Origin of the sequence: Pseudomonas sp. GM30 (assembly GCF_000282275.2) — a bacterium.
Classification (GTDB): domain Bacteria; phylum Pseudomonadota; class Gammaproteobacteria; order Pseudomonadales; family Pseudomonadaceae; genus Aquipseudomonas.
In genome coordinates this window covers 310,426-328,138 of sequence record NZ_AKJP02000028.1, presented here as the reverse complement: position 1 = coordinate 328,138, position 17,713 = coordinate 310,426, and the positions used below count along the sequence as shown (strand labels likewise).

The following is a 17,713-nucleotide window of genomic DNA, read 5'->3' as shown; positions in this document are numbered from 1 at the left end:
TTTGTCATGAAATTAGCCATTGTCACGGCCTGCCCGAACGGCATGGTCACCAGTGTGCTGTGCGCCCGCCTGCTCGATGCGGCGGCCCAGCGTCAGGGCTGGAGCACCAGCGTTGAAGTGGTGGATGCGTCGCACCCGGAACGTGAGCTGTCGGCTGCCACCATCGCGGCCGCGGAGTGGGTGTTGCTGGTTGCCACCGGTGACGTCGACATGCGTCGTTTCGTCGGCAAGCGCGTGTTCCGCATCGCCCCGGCGCAAGCGCTGCAGGATGTCGAAGCGGTGCTGCGCCGTGGTGTGCAAGAGGCCGAAGTTTACCTCGTCAGCGAAGCCGTCCCGGTTGCCGCTGCGCCACGTGCGCCGCGCATTGTCGCCATCACCGCGTGCCCGACCGGCGTCGCCCACACCTTCATGGCCGCCGAGGCGTTGCAGCAGACGGCCAAGCGTCTGGGCTATGAACTGCACGTCGAAACCCAGGGTTCGGTCGGCGCGAAAACCCCGCTCAGTGCGACGGCCATTGCCGAGGCTGACGTGGTGTTGCTGGCGGCGGACATCGAAGTCGCCACCGAGCGTTTTGCCGGCAAGAAAATCTATCGCTGCGGCACCGGGATTGCCTTGAAGCAATCCGAAGCGACACTGAAAAAAGCCCTCGCCGAAGCTCAGGTGGAGAGCGCTGCGAGCGACGGCAAGGCGCCGGCCAAGCAAGAGAAAACCGGGGTCTACAAACACCTGCTGACGGGTGTCTCGTTCATGCTGCCGATGGTAGTGGCTGGCGGTCTGATGATCGCCTTGTCGTTCATCTTCGGCATCACCGCATTCAAGGAAGAGGGCACGCTGGCGGCGGCGCTGATGCAGATTGGCGGCGAGACCGCGTTCAAATTGATGGTGCCGTTGCTCGCCGGTTACATCGCCTATTCGATCGCCGACCGTCCGGGCCTGGCGCCGGGGATGATTGGTGGCTTGCTCGCCAGTACGCTGGGCGCCGGGTTTATCGGCGGGATCGTCGCCGGTTTCATCGCCGGTTATGCGGCCAAGTTGATCAGTCGTTATGTGGCATTGCCGCAGAGCCTCGAAGCGCTGAAACCGATTCTGATCATCCCGTTGTTCGCCAGCCTGATCACCGGTCTGGTGATGATTTACGTGGTCGGTAAACCGGTCGCCGGGATGCTCGCGGCGCTGACGCATTTTCTCGACAGCATGGGCACCACCAACGCGATTCTGCTCGGCGTGTTGCTCGGTGGCATGATGTGCGTCGACCTCGGCGGACCGATCAACAAAGCCGCGTATGCCTTCTCCGTCGGGCTGCTGGCTTCGCAGAGTTATGCGCCGATGGCCGCGACCATGGCCGCCGGCATGGTGCCGCCAATCGGGCTGGGCATCGCTACCTTCATCGCCCGGCGCAAGTTCGCCCAGACCGAGCGCGAGGCCGGTAAAGCGGCGCTGGTGCTGGGGCTGTGTTTCATCTCCGAAGGGGCGATTCCGTTTGCCGCGAAAGACCCGCTGCGGGTGATCCCGGCGAGCATTGCCGGCGGTGCGTTGACTGGCGCGTTGTCGATGTACTTCGGCTGCAAGCTGATGGCGCCGCACGGTGGTTTGTTTGTGCTGGCGATTCCGAATGCGATCAATCATGCGCTGTTGTATCTGCTGGCGATTGTCGCGGGGAGTTTGTTGACTGCTGTGGTCTACGCGGCGGTCAAACGGCCGGAAGCGGTAGAGCTGGCGCTGGAACCCGCTAAGGCTTAAGTGGCTCCACAAAACCCTGTGGGAGCGAGCTTGCTCGCGAAAGCGGTGTGTCAGCGAATAAGATTTCGACTGATAGTACGCATTCACGAGCAAGCTCGCTCCCACATGGGTTGTGTGGTGTGTCTGGTGTCATTTCCGGGTCATGTGCGCGTGCTTAAGTTTTCCTTTTTTCAGGGAGAACACGCATGAGCGATTTCGATATTGGTCGCCGACGGGTCATGCAGGTGGTCGGTGCCGGCCTGCTGATGCCGGGGCTGGCGCCGGCGGTGATCGCGTCGGTCAAGGATCGGCCGCAACTCACCGACGGCGTGCAGTCCGGCGATCTGCAGGGCGACCGCGCGATGATCTGGAGCCGCAGCGACCGTCCGGCGCGAATGGTGGTCGAGTGGGACACCCGCAGCCAGTTTCGTCACCCGCGCCGTGTAGTCTCGGCCCTGGCCGATGCGCGCACCGATTTCACCGCCCGCGTCGAACTCACCGGGCTGCCCGCCGATCAGGCGATTTTCTATCGGGTGTATTTCAAGGATGCGCAAACCGGCGTCGCCAGCGAACCGTGGCTCGGCCATTTGCGCAGCGCTCCGAAGGCACGGCGCAATATCCGTTTCGTCTGGAGCGGCGACACCGTCGGCCAGGGCTTCGGCATCAACCCGGACATCGGCGGCATGCGCATCTACGAATCCATGCGCCTGCGCCTGCCGGACTTCTTTATCCACAGCGGCGACACCATCTACGCCGACGGCCCGGTGCCCGCGCAACTGACCACCGAAGGCGGGCGGATCTGGCGCAACCTCACCACCGAAGCCAAGAGCAAAGTTGCCCAGACCCTGGACGACTATCGCGGCAACTACCGCTACAACCTGATGGACGAAAACATCCGCCGCTTCAACGCTGAAGTGCCGCAGATCTGGCAGTGGGACGACCACGAAGTGGTCAACAACTGGTCGCCGGGCAAGCAGCTCGACGAGCGTTATCAGGAAAAAGATATCCACACCCTGGTCGGCCGCGCGCGCAAGGCCTGGCTGGAATATTCGCCGATGCGTTTGCAAGCGGCAGACGGCGGCGGGCGGATTTATCGCAAGCTCAGCTACGGGCCGATGCTCGATGTGTTCGTGCTCGACATGCGCAGTTATCGCGGCGCCAACGACGACAACCTCGGCGCGGCCAAACCGTTCCTCGGGCGTGAGCAACTGGACTGGCTCAAGCGTGGCTTGAAGCACTCCAGGGCGCAGTGGAAGGTGATCGCCGCCGACATGCCGATCGGCCTCGGTGTGCCCGACGGTGAAGTCAGCCCGGGCGTGGCGCGCTGGGAGGCGGTGGCCAACGGCGATCCCGGCCCGGCGCAGGGGCGCGAGCTGGAAGTCGCCGAGCTGCTTGGTTTTCTGCGGGCGCAAAACGTGCGCAATTTCGTGTTTCTCACGGCGGACGTGCATTACTGCGCAGCGCATCACTACCACCCGGATCGCGCGGCGTTTCAGGACTTCGAACCGTTCTGGGAGTTTGTCGCCGGGCCGTTGAATGCCGGGAGTTTCGGTCCTAATCCGCTGGACAAGACCTTCGGCCCGGAAGTGGTGTTCCAGAAGGCACCGCCGACCCAGAATGCTTCACCGTTTGCCGGGTTTCAGTTCTTTGGCGAGGTGAATATCGAAGGGCAGAGCGGGGAGATGAGCGTGGTGTTGCGGGATTTGAATGGGGTGGCGGTTTTCGAGCAGAAATTGCAGCCCGTCTGATTTCACCGGCACTGCAATTTCCTTGTGGGAGCGAGCTTGCTCGCGAAAGCGGTGGATCAGTTGACAATTAGGCCGACTGGCACGACGCCTTCGCGAGCAAGCTCGCTCCCACACGGGGTATGAGTAGTGTCAGTACACGTCGCGGCGGTAGCGACCCTGTTCGATCAGGCGTTCGACTTCAGCGGCGCCGAGGATGTCGTTGAGTGCCTGATCGACGCCGGATGCCATGCCCTGCAGGCTGCCGCAGATGTAGATCACCGCACCGTCAGCCAGCCATTTTTTCAGCTCGTCAGCGGATTCGCGCAGGCGATCCTGGACGTAGATTTTCTGCGCCTGATCCCGTGAAAACGCCAGGTCCAGTCGCGCCAGGTCGCCATTGATCAACCACTCTTCCAGCTCCGCCCGGCAGAGGAAATCGTGCTCGCGATTGCGTTCGCCGAACAGCAGCCAGTGACGCTGCTGACCGTCGGCGATGCGCGCCTTGAGCAGACTGCGCAGCCCGGCGAGGCCGGTGCCGTTGCCCAGCAGAATCATCGGCACCGGTTGGTTCGGCAAGTGGAAGCCACTGTTGCGCCGCACGCGCAGGCTGATGCTGCCGCCTACGGGCGCATGCTCGGTCAGCCAGCCGGAGCCGATGCCCAGGCTGCCGTCACTGTGTTGTTCCTGACGCACGATCAGTTCCAGCACACCGTCGGCGGCAATCGAGGCGATCGAGTATTCGCGCATGGCCAGCGGCACCATCGCATCCACCAGCGCTTGCGCATGCAGGCCGACCAGATGCGCGCGATGCTCCGGCAACTGACGGCTGGCGAGGGCCACTTCCAGTGGCTCTTCGAGGCCGTTGATCTTCACCGTGGTTTCGCCACGAATGCCGAGGCCGTCGAGGAAGTGTTCGATGGCCCACGGGCAGTTGCGCGGCAGCACTTCCACCAGATCGCCGGCCAGCCAGCTGCTGGTGCTCGGCGCCTTCAGGCCCAGCAGGTACACCGGCGCGCCGCTGCTGTCGGGGTTCATCAGTTCGCGGCTGACCAGCGTCCAGTTGTCGTAGCTCGGCGCTTGCCAGGTGTCGACCGGCGCTTGTCCGGTCAGCTGTCCGAGCTGGGTTTGCCAATGACGCAGGGCGTAGGGGTCGCCGCTGTCGACTTCGACCGGGGCGAACAGGGTCTTGCCGCCGTGCTCGCCCAGCCACTGATGCAGGCGTCGGGCGAAGCCACAGAAATTCTGGTACTGGCGGTCACCGAGGCCCAACACCGCGTAGTTCAGGCCGTCGAAGCTTGCAGCGTTGCTCAAGACTTTGCGCTCGAAACCACGCGCGCTGTCCGGGGCTTCGCCGTCGCCGAAGGTGCTGACCACGAACAGTGCGTTATTCGACTCACGCAAATCCTGCGCGCTGACATTCGCCAGCGGCTGCACCTTCACCGGTAACCCGGCGGCCTGTAATTGTCCGGCGGTCTGCCACGCCAGTTGTTCGGCAAAACCGCTCTGGCTGGCGAAACCCACCAGCCATGCCGGTGTATCTGCGTTCGGTGCCTGAAGACCTTTGCGCGCGTCCTGAATCTGCTTTTTCTTGCGCCGGCGGTCCAGATACAGCAGCCATCCGGTGATGAAAAACAGCGGCATGCACACGGCGGCGAGGGTGATGATGATCCGCCCGACCAGACCGAAATAGCTGCCGACGTGCAGCGCGTAAATACTGGTCAGCAGCTGCGCCTTGAAGCTCTTGTCGGCGTAGCGGTCGACACGTTTGACCACGCCGGTGGCCGGGTCGAGGGTGATCTGGTTCAGCGCGCGATCATGCGGCGAGCTGTCGAGCAGGTAGAACACGGTCGCCGGTTGCCCGGCCACTGGCGGCATGCGGATGTTGTAGGCCGACAGGCCCGGGCCGGCAGCGCTGTAGATGCTGCTCCATATCGCCGCATAGTCGGCGGTCGGTGCCGGACCTTCTGGCGCCGGGCCGCGACCGCCGCGCACGCGCTCGTTTTGCGGCGCATCGGAAAGCAGTCTGGTCAGGCCCTTGTTGTACCACTCGTACGACCACGACAACCCGGTCAACGCCAGCAGCAGATACAACAGCAGACACCAAGTGCCGGCCACCGAGTGCAGGTCCCAGTTGAAGCTGCGGCCCTTTTTCTTCCAGTCCAGGGTCAGCCACACGCGCCAGCTGTTCCACTGGCGCGGCCAGCGCAGGTACAGCCCGGAGAGACAGAAGAACAGCAGAATCAGGGTGCAGGCGCCGGTGATGTTGCGCCCGGTATCGCCCATGGCGAGGAAGCGGTGCAGTTGCAGCATCAGGCCGAAGAAGTCCTGACCCACCGCGCCGCCCATTAACTCGCCGGTGTACGGATCGAAGTAGCGCATCTCGCCACGACGTTCGCCTTTGGGCGGGGTGAAGTAGACGCGTGCGGCGTTGCCGCTGTCGGTCTCGACCCAGAGCATCGAGACCTTTTTGCCGGAGGTCGCTTCGATGTGTTCCACCAGCTCGACGGGAGGCAGGACGCCAGCGACCTGCTTTTCCACCTGCAACACCGACGGGTTCAGCGCCCGCAGAATTTCGTCCTGGAACGAATAGGCGGCACCGGTAATGCCCATCAGGGCCAGCACCAGCCCGGCAGTGATGCCGAAAAACCAGTGCAACTGGAACAGGGTTTTCTTCAACACGTCGCTCGCCTTGTCCGTTCGAAAATTTGTCATCACGGCGCGCATTATGCCGTGGGTTATCGAGAAGCGTTCTTTATTACGCACAAAACCCCGTTCACATGAATGAACGGGGCTTTGTTCTTTGTAGGAGCTGCCGAAGGCTGCGATCTTTTGATGTTGGTTTTCAACAATCAAGATCAAAAGATCGCAGCGTGCCGCAGCTCCTACAGGTTCCTTAGAAGTGGAAGTTGGTGCTCAACAGCGCCGTACGGCCCGCCGCCTGGTTGGCGAAGTGGGTCGAGAAGGCCTTGTCGTAGTAGGTTTCGTTGGTCAGGTTCTGCACGTTGAGTTGCAGGTCGACGTTCTTGCTCAGCTTGTAGGCGGCCATCGCGTCGTAACGTACATAGGAATCGACCATGGTGGTGTTGGCCACGCTGCCGTACACGTCGTCCACGTAGAACGCACCGCCACCGATGGTCAGCTTCGGCGTGACCTGGTAAGTGGTCCACAGGCTGGCGCTGTTTTTCGGCGTGTTAGGCAGTTCGTTGCCGTTGTTGGCCTTGTTGGCCGGCAGGTCACCGCCGTCCACTTGCTCGCTGTCCATGTAGGCGTAGCCGGCGAACACTTGCCACTTGTCGGTGATCTTGCCGCTGGCCGACAGCTCGATACCCTGCACGCGGGTCTTGCCGGCGTTCTCGTAGGAGGTGGTGTCGACTTGTACGCGAGCGTTTTCTTTCTCGGTGCGGAACACGTCAGCGGTCAGCGACAGGCGATCGTTCAACAGATCCCACTTGGTGCCGATTTCGTAGTTCTTGGTGGTTTCCGGCTCCATGTCGCTGCTCAGCAGGTTGCCATTGCGATCCGGGGTGCCACCCAGCGGGTTGCCGTCCATGCCTTCACCCAGGGTGCTGCCCGGTGGGGTGGCGGAGGTGGCGTACGAAGCATAGATGCTGCCGTTTGGCGCAGGTTTGTAGACCACGCCGAACTGCCCGGTGACGAATTCGCTGGTGTCTTTGCCCTTGGCAGTGGTGGCGCCGGCGGCGGTGTAGGTCTTGTAGTCGGTGTCGAAGTGGTCGTAACGCAGGCCCATGTTCACCAGCCATTGCTCGGACAGTTCCAGCGTATCGAACGCATACAGCGCGTAGGTGTCAGCCTTGGTGTCAGTGCCGGCGTAGTTGCGCGAGATCGCGCCGTTCCACGGATCGTTCGGATTCGGGTTCGACAGCGAGGTGCAGTTGTAACCGCTGGACGCGCCGATCATCGACGGGGTGCAGTTGGTGCTGGAGTTGCCCGGAGTACGTGGCGTGGTGTCGGTGTTGACGTTGTACGAGGACTTCTGGCTTTCCTCACGGGTGTATTCAACGCCGGTGGAGAAGCTGTTCTTGAAGCCGGCGACGTAGAAATTGCCGAACAGGTCGGTCTGGTTGGTGGTGGTCTCGGTGTTGCTCACCCGAGTGTTGGCACGACGCCAGACGCTGCCGTTGTTGACGTTGCCCTTGCTGTCGTCCGGCTGGGTCAGGATGTAGTCCTGCATGCTGGTGCCGTGACGCAGGGTGTTCTTGATGGTCAGCGAATCGCTCAGGTCATGCTCGATGGCGAAGGTCGCGGTGTCGGTGCGGCCCTTGCGGAAGTCGCGACCGTCCAGCCCGTAGAAGTTGCTGTGATCGCCACCCGAGTACGGTTTGTCCGGGTTGGATTTGGTGCGTGCCGCCGAACCGCCGGCCGGAATGGTGTACGGAATGCCCGAGTCCGGGGTGTCGTTGCTTTCCAGATGGTAGTAATCGAGGTTGACACGGGTGTCGGTGCCCAGGCCAAACGCCAGCGACGGGGCGATACCCCAGCGGTCGTAATCGACGCTGTCGCGACCGGCGACGTTGCTTTCGTGGCTCATCAGGTTCAGACGGCCGGCAGCGGTGTCGCTGAACTGGTAGTTGCCGTCCAGGGTGTAGCGCTGGGTCTGGTCGGAGCCCCAAGTGAAACCACCATCGAACGAGTTGCCCAGGTGCGCTTTCTTGCTCACCAGGTTGATGCTGCCGCCAGCTGCGCCGCGACCGCCGATGGCCGAGTTCGGGCCTTTGCTGACTTCAATGTTTTCCACGGCGAAGATTTCGCGGCTTTGCGAACCGGTGTCGCGCACGCCGTCGAGGTAGGTGTCGCCCTGGGCGTCGAAACCACGGATGAACGGACGGTCGCCCTGCGGGTTGCCGCCTTCACCGGCGCCGAAGGTAATGCCCGGCACGGTGCGCAGCGCGTCCTGCATGTTCAGGGCGCCGGTGTCCTTCAGCACTTGTTGCGGGATCACGGTGACCGAGCGTGGCGTGTCGACCAGTGGCGCGGTGTACTTGGGCGAGGAGGCTTTTTCGACCTGGTAGGACGTCGGGTCCTGCGCTTCGCCGGTGATGGCGGTAGCGTCCAGTGCGATAGCGTTGCCGGAGGCTTTGCTGTCGGTCTTTTCTGCGGCGAAGACCATGTGGCCAGCGGAACCAGCGGTGATGGCGACACCAATGGCCGAAGCGAGCAGGCGTGGTGTACTGACCGGCAATTGTGCGTGTTGACGTGACATTTTTATTTCCCCTCCCCAAGGATTTGAGGCGGCGGAATATAGGGTAAACAGGTATTCGTATCAATTGCGAAACATTGTTATTCGCGACGAATTTACATTCTTTACAATTTAACCTTACGGTTTTTACCGATTCATTCGTCATGCGGGTTTTACACAGCCAATAAGAATCAATACCATTGGCGCCCCTTTGCCATCAGGTACGTTTGCCATGCTGCTGCACATTCCCGGCTTGTTCGCGAAAGAAGAAGTGCAGCGCATCCGCCAGGCGCTGGAGCAGGCGGATTGGGCCGATGGCAAGATCACCGCCGGCTATCAGTCGGCCAAGGCCAAACACAATCTGCAATTGCCTGAAGGTCATCCACTGGCCAAGGAAATCGGCGCAGCGATGCTCGAACGGCTGTGGAAAAACCCGCTGTTCATGTCCGCCGCGCTGCCGCACAAGGTATTTCCGCCGTTACTCAACTGCTACACGGCGGGCGGCAGTTTCGATTTTCACATCGACAACGCTGTGCGCCAGCCCAAGGGCAGCATCGAGCGGGTGCGCACCGATCTGTCGGCCACGCTGTTTTTCAGCGAACCCGAGGATTACGACGGCGGCGAGCTGGAGATCCAGGACACTTTCGGCACGCAACGGGTGAAACTGCCCGCCGGTGACATGGTTTTGTATCCGGGCAGCAGCCTGCACAAGGTAAATGCCGTCACCCGCGGTGCACGCTATGCGTCGTTCTTCTGGACGCAAAGTCTGGTGCGCGAAGACAGCCAGCGCGCCCTGCTGTTCGAGATGGACGGCGCGATTCAGCAACTTACCCAGGACATGCCCGATCATCCGTCGCTGATACGCCTCACCGGCACCTATCACAATCTGCTGCGGCGCTGGGTCGAGGTATGAGTTTTCAACTGCGGCGCGAAGAAGTGCTCGACGGCGCCCAGCTCAGTGCCATGCTCGAAGAAAGCCCGGCCCGTGCCGCTCAGGCGATTCTGCTGGCGGCGGGGCAGGGCATTGTTGAAGCGCAGGCGCTGCTCGGGCAGATTCTGCTCGATGGTCGTGGCATCGCTCAGGATGCTCCATTGGCGCTGCGCTGGTTTGGCATCGCTGCCGGGCAGGGTCACCTGATGGCGCGCAACATGCTCGGTCGCTGCCATGAGCAGGGTTGGGGCTGTGTGGCGGATGCTGCGGTTGCCGCGCGGCATTATCGGATCGCTGCGCAAAACGGGTTGGACTGGGCGATGTACAACCTGGCCAATCTGCTCGCCACCGGGCGCGGGATACCTGAGGATCAACTTCAAGCACTGGACCTGTATCGACGCGCCGCCGAAGCCGGCCACGCCAAATCAATGAACCTGTTGGGACGTTATCTGGAAGAAGGGCGGGTGTGCCCGAGGGATCTGACGGCGGCGCATGACTGGTATCGGCGTTCGGCCGAGGGTGGGGATTTTCGGGGGCAGTTCAGTCATGCGGCGGTGTTGGCGGATGAGGGCAGGGTCGATGAGGCAGTTGTGTGGTTGGAGAAAGCGTTGGCGGGTGGTAATCAGAACTTCCTGCGGGTAGCAAGTCAGACGCTGGCCGCCGCAGCCGAACCCAGGTTTCGAGCCTTGGCAACGGAATACGCCCGCCGTTGCGCATGAGCCCTGCGGCAGCTCCTACAGGGATCAGCAGATACAAAAAAAGCCACTGACACGTCATGGGCTTTTTGCGTTTCGACGGCGGCGCTTACACGTAGAACGATTTCAACGGCGGGAAGCCATTGAATTCGACAGCGCTGTAACTGGTGGTGTACGCACCGGTCGATAGCCAGTACAGACGATCACCGATCGCCAGGTTCAACGGCAGACCATACTTGTAATTCTCGTACATGATGTCGGCGCTGTCGCAGGTCGGGCCGGCGATGACGACTTCTTCCATCTCGCCTTTCTTCTCGGTCCAGATCGGGAACTTGATCGCCTCGTCCATGGTTTCGATCAGGCCGGAGAACTTGCCCACATCGGTATACACCCAACGCTCGACAGCAGTGCGCGATTTACGCGCGACCAGCACCACTTCGCTGACCAGAATACCGGCGTTGGCAATCAGCGAACGGCCCGGTTCCAGAATGATTTCCGGTAGGTCATCACCGAAGTCTTCTTTGAGGAAGCGGATGATTTCCTCGGCGTAGGTTTCCAGGCTATTGGTGCGGGTGATGTAGTTGGCCGGGAAGCCGCCACCCATGTTGATCAGTTTCAGGTGAATGCCGTCTTCTTCTTTCAGACGCTCGAAGATCACTTTGACCTTGGCGATCGCCGCGTCCCAGACGCTGATGTCGCGTTGTTGCGAACCGACATGGAACGAGATGCCGTACGGCACCAGACCGAGGTCACGGGCGAGGATCAGCAGGTCCATGGCCATGTCGGTCTGGCAGCCGAACTTGCGCGACAGTGGCCAGTCGGCGGTGGTCGAGCCTTCGGTGAGGATGCGCACATAGACTTTCGAACCCGGTGCAGCTTTGGCGATGTTGCGCAGGTCGGCTTCGGAGTCGGTGGCGTACAGACGCACGCCCTTCTCGAAGAAGTAGCGGATGTCCTTGGACTTCTTGATGGTGTTGCCGTAGCTGATCTGATCCGGGCTGACGCCACGGCTCAGCACTTTGTCCAGCTCATAGATGGAGGCGATGTCGAAGCTCGAACCTTTCTCTTTGAGCAGGTCGATGATTTCGACGGCCGGGTTGGCCTTGACCGCGTAGTAGACCTTGGCGAATTCGAAACCGGCGCGCAGGTCGTCGTAGGCCTGGCTGATCATCGCGGTGTCGATCACCACGAACGGGGTTTCCTGTTTGTCGGCGAACGCCTTCATTTTCTGAAAGGTTTCGCGCGCGAAATAGTCTTCGACCTGGATCGACATGCTGGAGTGCTCCTATGGGCAAACGGGTAAAAACATGGGTGTAAATGAACGTCCTCCGTATCCCCACTTTGGTTCGCCTACTTCCCAAGGCATGTCGCCGAAAGCAAAAAGGCCACGGGCGTATCTGCCCTTGGCCTTGCTGTCTCGTCGTCAGTACTTGAGCCGGATGGATCGTTTCCAGCATGGACGTTCGGCGCGAACTTTAGGGCGTGAGGGGCCTGAGATCAACTAAAAATGTCGCGTTTCTGCACGCTTCTGACGTACGTCGCGGATATCACTCTTTGTAGCCGACCGAGATGACGGACAGATGTTCCCTGCGATTTTTAAAGTGTTAAAAATACCTGCACGTTCGCAGCTTTTGTCGGCGAAGTCGTGGGTAAGTGTGATCGGCGCAACATCGGCGACGTTGGCGGCGAGAGGTGGATGTGAGGAGGATTTTGATAAATGTGGCAGGTGGTCCAGCAGTGCCAGAGCCCACCTTGGTGTTGATATTCTTTTCCAGTCTTTGAAAACACAAAAAACCTGTGGCGAGGGAGCTTGCTCCCGCTGGACTGCGCGGCAGTCCCCGCTTTTTTTTAAAAGCAGGGCCGCTTCGCAACCCAGCGGGAGCAAGCTCCCTCGCCACAGGTTCGGTGTACGACCTTTTTATCGATCAGGCGACCACGGCCTCAGCCGGCGAGACGATATTGGTCTTCATCCCGCGCGAACGCCCCGAGCTCAAGTAGGCCGCAATCGACTCCTGCGTCACCTCACCGAGGAACACCCGCTCGGCATCCATCACCGGCAGCCATGAACGGTTGAACTCGTACATCCGCGACAACAGGATGCGCAGATGTTCGTCGTACGCCGCCGTGGCGTTGAACTCGCGCAGATACTGCGCGCAGGTGCCGGTCTGGCGGTGCAGGTCGCGACGTCGTACATAACCAAGCGCCTTGTTCTCGGCACAGGTCACCACCACGTAGCGGCGGTCGTGCTCGTCCATCAGTTCCAGCGCATCGGCCACCGGGGTTTCCGGGCTGACCGATGGCGCGTTGTCCGCCGCGTCTTCGGCTTTCACCAGCAGCAGGCGTTTGAGGGTGCTGTCCTGGCCGACGAAGTTGCTGACGAAGTCGTCTGCCGGATGGGCGAGCAGGGTGTCCGGGTGATCGATCTGCAGCAGTTTGCCGGCGCGGAAGATCGCGATCTTGTCACCGAGTTTGATCGCCTCGTCGATGTCATGGCTGACCATGATCACAGTCTTGTTCAGCGCGCGCTGCATCTCGAAGAACTCGTTCTGGATCATCTCGCGGTTGATCGGGTCGACCGCACCAAACGGCTCGTCCATCAGCAACAGCGGCGCATCCGCCGCCAGTGCGCGGATCACACCGATGCGCTGTTGCTGGCCGCCGGACAGTTCACGCGGATAGCGATGCAGATACTGCTTGGGTTCCAGCTTGATCATGCTCATCAGTTCGCGAGCGCGGTCGTGGCATTTCTGCTTATCCCAGCCGAGCAGTTTCGGCACCACGACGATGTTCTCTTCGATGGTCATGTTCGGGAACAGGCCGATTTGCTGGATCACGTAACCGATGTTGCGACGCAGGGTCACTTCGTCGAGGTCGGTGGTGTCTTCGCCGTTGATCAGGATCTTGCCAGAGGTCGGCTTGATCAGCCGGTTGATCATTTTCAGCGTGGTGCTTTTGCCGCAACCCGATGGCCCGAGGAACACACAGATTTCGCCTTCATTGACGGTCAGGCTCACCGAGTCCACGGCTTTGACGTCTTTGCCGTTGCTCTGGAAGGTCTTGCTGAGGTTTTGAAGTTCGATCATTTGAGGAGTCCTTTTGGAGTCAGCGTACGTTGCAGCCACTGCAGGAGAAGGTCGGCGAAGATCGCCAGAAGACTGACCAGCAGCGCGCCGACGATCAGCATCGACATGTCGCTGCGGCTGATGGAGGCGAGGATCAACACGCCGAGGCCACCGGCGCCGATGGTCGCGGCGATGGTCATCACGCCGATGTTCATCACCACGGCGGTGCGCACCCCGGCGAGGATCACCGGCACTGCAATTGGCAGCTCGACCATGCGCAGGCGCTGGCCGAAAGTCATGCCGATACCGCGTGCAGCTTCACGAATACCAGGCTCGACGCCGGTCAGGGCGAGGTAGGTGTTGCGCATGATCGGTAGCAGTGAATAAAGGAACACTGCGGTGATCGCCGGCATCGGCCCGAGTCCCTGGCCGAACTTGGAATAGAACGGCAGCAGCAGGCCGAACAGGGCAATCGACGGCACGGTCAGTAGCACTGTGGCGCTGGCCTGCAAGGGACCGGCGAGGCTCGGGAAGCGCGTCATCAGGATGCCCAGCGGCACACCGATGAGAATTGCCAGGGTCACGGCGATGCCGACCAGGGTGATGTGCTGCCAGGTCAGGTGCATCACCTGCTGCCAGTCGAGGTGGGAAAAGGCGTTGAGAAATTCCATGACTTTTCCTCCTTAGTTGAGTGGATGCTGGCGCAGGAAATCCGCGGCCACTTTCGATGGGCTTTCGTGATCGACGTCGACCCGCGCGTTGAGCTGGCGCATGGTTTCGTCGTCGAACAGTTGCGCCAGCGGCTTGAGTTGCTCGGCCAGTTGCGGATGCGCATCCAGATACGCCTGACGCACCACCGGCGCGGCGGTGTAGTCGGGGAAGTAGTGCTTGTCGTCTTCCAGCAGTTTCAAGCCGAAGGCGTTGAGGCGGCCGTCGGTGGTGTAGACCAGACCGGCGAATACCTGGCCATTGCGCAGTGCGGTGTAGACCAGTCCCGCGTCCATCTGCCGAATGTTCTTGCGGGTCAGGTTCATGTCGTAGAGCTTGACCATGCCATCCAGACCGTCGGAGCGGTTGGCGAACTCGGTGTCCAGCGCCACCAGGTGATTGGTCTTGGACTCATCGCGCAGCACCTTGTTCAGGTCACTGATGGTGTTGATCTGCGGATACGCCTCGGCGACTTTCTGCGGCAGGGCGAGGGCGTAGGTGTTGCTGAATTTCGACGGGGTCAGCCAGATCAGGCCTTTTTTCGCGTCGAGTTCTTTGACCCGGGCGTAGGACTGTTCGCTGTCGAGTTTCTCGGTGACATGGTTGTAGGCCACCAGCGACACGCCGGTGTATTCCCAGAGCATGTCCAGTTGTCCGCTTTCGTGAGCGCTGCGGGCGAGGTTGCTGCCCAGACCGCCAGTGATCTGCGCGTCGTAGCCTTTGCTGCGCAGGTATTGCGCGGTGATTTCCGCGAGCAGGGTCTGCTCGGTGAAGACCCGGGCGCCGAGGCGGATCACGGGCTTCTCGGCGGCTTGCGCGATTCCTGCGAACAGCAGCACGCAACCCAAGATCAAGCTAAGTCGTTTCATAAGTATTCCTTCGCAAAAGCCTTAAGACGGGCGCAAACCGCGTTCCAGCCAGAGACGGCTGGCGAGGGTGACCACGCCATCGAGCAGCAGGGCCAGCAGCGCGGTGCACGCGGCGCCGAGCAGCAGTTGCGGCTGATTGTTCAGGGCGATGCCGGGGAAGATCAGGCTGCCGAGGCTGTTGGCGCCGATCAGGAAGGCCAGCGGCGCGGTGCCGACGTTGATCGCCAGTGCCACGCGCACGCCACCGATGATGATCGGCACGGCGTTGGGCAATTCGACTTTCCACAGCACCTGACGCGGGGTCATGCCGATGCCGACGGCGGCTTCCTTGAGCGAACCCTGGACGTTTTTCAGGCCTTCGTAGGTGTTGCGCACAATCGGCAACAGTGAGGCGAGGAATAAAGCGAAGATCGCCGGACCACTGCCGATGCCGAGAATCCCCAGGGCAATCGCCAGTACGGCCAGCGGTGGCACGGTGTTACCGATATTGAAGATCTGCATGAAACGTTCAGCACGGCCGACCATGGTCGGGCGACTGAGAAAGATACCGGCGGGGATACCCACGATCAGGGCAGCCAGCATTGAAGCGAGGACGAGAATCAGATGAGCTTGCAGGTAAAACAACAAATCGTCGCGGTAGTGTTCGATCGTGTTGATGCCGATCCAGTGAACCAGCAGGGCCAGGAGCGCGATCACCACCGCACCTCCCATCAGCCCTTTGCCATAGCGGATAGCCACAGGCGGACTCCTTTTTTTGTAGTCGGCGAGCGCAGTCCCGTGTGGCATGCCATTCCTGGCCGCCGGGAGCGTCGTTCGCGAAAAGTAGCCGTTTTTCAGGGCCGGCAAAGCGGTCTGAAAGCGAGCCATGAGCGCAGCCTCGTCAGGCTAACTTGCTGATTTTTCAGCCCCTGACGAAAAGTCGTAACAGGGGATGGACGTCTCCGTGCTTTAAAAGGTTCCCATCTGGGGCAGCATTTGGCCACCCTTAATGTGCTCAACGGTTCGGTTATTGCATCGAGTTGGGCTATAATCGCGGCCCTTTTTTGAATCACCGCCAGGCGATTTCCCATGACCAACCAGGCCGCCGAAGTCGCGAAACGCCGCACTTTCGCCATTATTTCCCACCCCGATGCCGGTAAAACCACGATCACCGAAAAGCTCCTGTTGATGGGCAAGGCGATTGCGGTGGCCGGTACGGTGAAATCCCGTAAATCCGACCGCCATGCGACATCCGACTGGATGGAGATGGAGAAGCAGCGGGGTATTTCCATTACCACGTCGGTCATGCAGTTCCCGTATCGCGAGCATATGATCAACCTGCTCGACACCCCGGGCCACGAAGACTTCTCCGAAGACACCTATCGCACCCTGACGGCGGTCGACTCGGCGCTGATGGTGCTCGACGGCGGTAAAGGCGTCGAGCCACGGACCATCGCCCTGATGGACGTCTGCCGTCTGCGTGACACGCCGATCGTCAGCTTCATCAACAAACTCGACCGTGACATCCGCGACCCGATCGAACTGCTCGACGAAATCGAAGCCGTGCTGAAGATCAAGGCCGCGCCGATCACCTGGCCGATCGGTTGCTACCGCGACTTCAAGGGCGTGTACCACCTGGCCGACGACTACATCATTGTCTACACCGCCGGTCACGGTCACGAACGCACCGAAACCAAGATCATCGAGAAGCTCGACTCCGACGAGGCGCGCGCGCACCTGGGCGACGAGTACGAGCGCTTCCTCGAACAGCTGGAACTGGTGCAGGGTGCCTGCCACGAGTTCAACCAGCAGGAATTCCTCGACGGTCAACTAACCCCGGTGTTCTTCGGTACTGCATTGGGCAACTTCGGTGTCGATCACGTGCTCGACGCTGTCGTTGACTGGGCACCGCGTCCGCTGGCCCGTGTCGCCAACGAACGTACCGTGGAGCCGGTGGAAGAGAAGTTCTCGGGCTTCATCTTCAAGATCCAGGCGAACATGGACCCGAAACACCGCGACCGCATCGCTTTCATGCGTATCTGCTCCGGCAAGTACGAGAAAGGCATGAAGATGCGCCACGTGCGTACCGGCAAGGACGTGCGCATCGGCGACGCCCTGACGTTCTTCTCGTCCGAGCGTGAACAGCTGGAGGAGGCGTACGCCGGCGACATCATCGGTCTGCACAACCACGGCACGATCCAGATCGGCGACACCTTCAGCGAAGGCGAAGTCCTCGGTTTCACCGGTATTCCGCACTTCGCCCCGGAGCTGTTCCGTCGTGTGCGTCTGCGTGATCCGCTGAAGTCCAAGCAATTGCGTCAGGGTCTGCAGCAGTTGGCTGAAGAGGGCGCGACTCAGGTGTTCTTCCCGGAGCGCAGCAACGACATCATTCTTGGCGCCGTGGGTGTGCTGCAGTTCGATGTGGTCGCCAGCCGTTTGAAGGAGGAATACAAGGTCGAGTGCTCGTATGAGCCGATCACTGTTTACTCCGCACGCTGGATCGAATGCAGCGACAAGAAGAAGCTTGAGGAGTTTTCCAACAAGGCTGTGGAGAACCTGGCATTGGATGGCGGTGGGCACCTGACCTACCTGGCGCCAACGCGGGTTAACCTGGCGTTGATGGAAGAGCGGTGGCCGGATGTGAAATTCCGTGCGACGCGTGAGCATCATTAAGCGCTGAGCTGGTTTGTTCGAAAGCCCCTGAGGTGTAGGCCTTGGGGGCTTTTTTTGGCTTTGGTCTTGGCGGCCTTTGGGCCGACCAGGGTCTTGGTTTTTTTGTGTACATATCCGTTTTTTCGGTAACGGCTACTTAGGGTTTCGCCCTTA

The 17,713-nt window shown here is 60.8% G+C and carries 12 protein-coding genes; 5 read left to right on the top strand and 7 right to left on the bottom strand.

The genetic code is table 11. The annotated features are described in order from the left end of the window. Positions 1 to 6 precede the first annotated feature (6 nt). Together PMI25_RS21235 and PMI25_RS21230 are read left to right on the top strand one after the other, a co-directional pair. Positions 7 to 1,740: a PTS fructose-like transporter subunit IIB gene (locus PMI25_RS21235; RefSeq protein ID WP_007965683.1), complete on the top strand. Its 1,734-nt coding sequence runs from the start codon at positions 7 to 9 to the stop codon at positions 1,738 to 1,740. A 185-nt stretch (positions 1,741 to 1,925) separates the two neighbouring features. Further along, complete coding sequence (locus tag PMI25_RS21230; RefSeq protein WP_007965681.1) at positions 1,926 to 3,467, top strand: alkaline phosphatase D family protein; 1,542 nt, start codon at positions 1,926 to 1,928, stop codon at positions 3,465 to 3,467. Positions 3,468 to 3,596: 129 nt separating this feature from the next. Here the strand turns inward: PMI25_RS21230 and PMI25_RS21225 are convergent, their stop codons facing one another. Together PMI25_RS21225 and PMI25_RS21220 are read right to left on the bottom strand one after the other, a co-directional pair. After that, positions 3,597 to 6,125, bottom strand: coding sequence for a PepSY domain-containing protein (locus PMI25_RS21225; RefSeq protein WP_045122157.1), 2,529 nt, complete (start codon positions 6,123 to 6,125; stop codon positions 3,597 to 3,599). A 214-nt stretch (positions 6,126 to 6,339) separates the two neighbouring features. Beyond that, a complete protein-coding gene (locus PMI25_RS21220) occupies positions 6,340 to 8,667 on the bottom strand; it encodes a TonB-dependent receptor (RefSeq protein WP_007965678.1) in 2,328 nt (775 codons plus the stop codon). 208 nt (positions 8,668 to 8,875) lie between these two features. Between PMI25_RS21220 and PMI25_RS21215 the strand changes: the two genes are divergently transcribed. Together PMI25_RS21215 and PMI25_RS21210 are read left to right on the top strand one after the other, a co-directional pair. Beyond that, positions 8,876 to 9,556, top strand: coding sequence for a Fe2+-dependent dioxygenase (locus tag PMI25_RS21215; protein ID WP_007965677.1), 681 nt, complete (start codon positions 8,876 to 8,878; stop codon positions 9,554 to 9,556). Then, complete coding sequence (locus tag PMI25_RS21210; RefSeq protein WP_007965676.1) at positions 9,553 to 10,293, top strand: tetratricopeptide repeat protein; 741 nt, start codon at positions 9,553 to 9,555, stop codon at positions 10,291 to 10,293. Before PMI25_RS21215 ends, PMI25_RS21210 begins: the two co-directional genes overlap by 4 nt. Before the next feature lie 85 nt (positions 10,294 to 10,378). Here the strand turns inward: PMI25_RS21210 and PMI25_RS21205 are convergent, their stop codons facing one another. The 5 genes from PMI25_RS21205 to PMI25_RS21185 all read right to left on the bottom strand — a co-directional run bounded on the left by PMI25_RS21205 (position 10,379) and on the right by PMI25_RS21185 (position 15,619). Continuing rightward, a complete protein-coding gene (locus PMI25_RS21205) occupies positions 10,379 to 11,542 on the bottom strand; it encodes a type III PLP-dependent enzyme (RefSeq protein WP_003221589.1) in 1,164 nt (387 codons plus the stop codon). A gap of 652 nt (positions 11,543 to 12,194) precedes the next feature. Beyond that, positions 12,195 to 13,352: an osmoprotectant ABC transporter ATP-binding protein OsmV gene (locus PMI25_RS21200; RefSeq protein WP_003221591.1), complete on the bottom strand. Its 1,158-nt coding sequence runs from the start codon at positions 13,350 to 13,352 to the stop codon at positions 12,195 to 12,197. After that, positions 13,349 to 14,002 carry an ABC transporter permease gene (locus tag PMI25_RS21195; protein WP_007965673.1) on the bottom strand — a complete coding sequence of 218 codons (654 nt, stop codon included), beginning with the start codon at positions 14,000 to 14,002 and terminating at the stop codon, positions 13,349 to 13,351. Before PMI25_RS21195 ends, PMI25_RS21200 begins: the two co-directional genes overlap by 4 nt. Positions 14,003 to 14,014: 12 nt before the next feature. After that, positions 14,015 to 14,908, bottom strand: a complete 894-nt coding sequence (locus PMI25_RS21190) for a glycine betaine ABC transporter substrate-binding protein (RefSeq protein ID WP_007965670.1) — start codon at positions 14,906 to 14,908, stop codon at positions 14,015 to 14,017. A 21-nt stretch (positions 14,909 to 14,929) separates the two neighbouring features. After that, positions 14,930 to 15,619: an ABC transporter permease gene (locus tag PMI25_RS21185; protein WP_177325736.1), complete on the bottom strand. Its 690-nt coding sequence runs from the start codon at positions 15,617 to 15,619 to the stop codon at positions 14,930 to 14,932. A 357-nt stretch (positions 15,620 to 15,976) separates the two neighbouring features. Between PMI25_RS21185 and PMI25_RS21180 the strand changes: the two genes are divergently transcribed. Next, positions 15,977 to 17,560, top strand: coding sequence for a peptide chain release factor 3 (locus PMI25_RS21180; RefSeq protein WP_007965665.1), 1,584 nt, complete (start codon positions 15,977 to 15,979; stop codon positions 17,558 to 17,560). Positions 17,561 to 17,713: the final 153 nt, after the last annotated feature.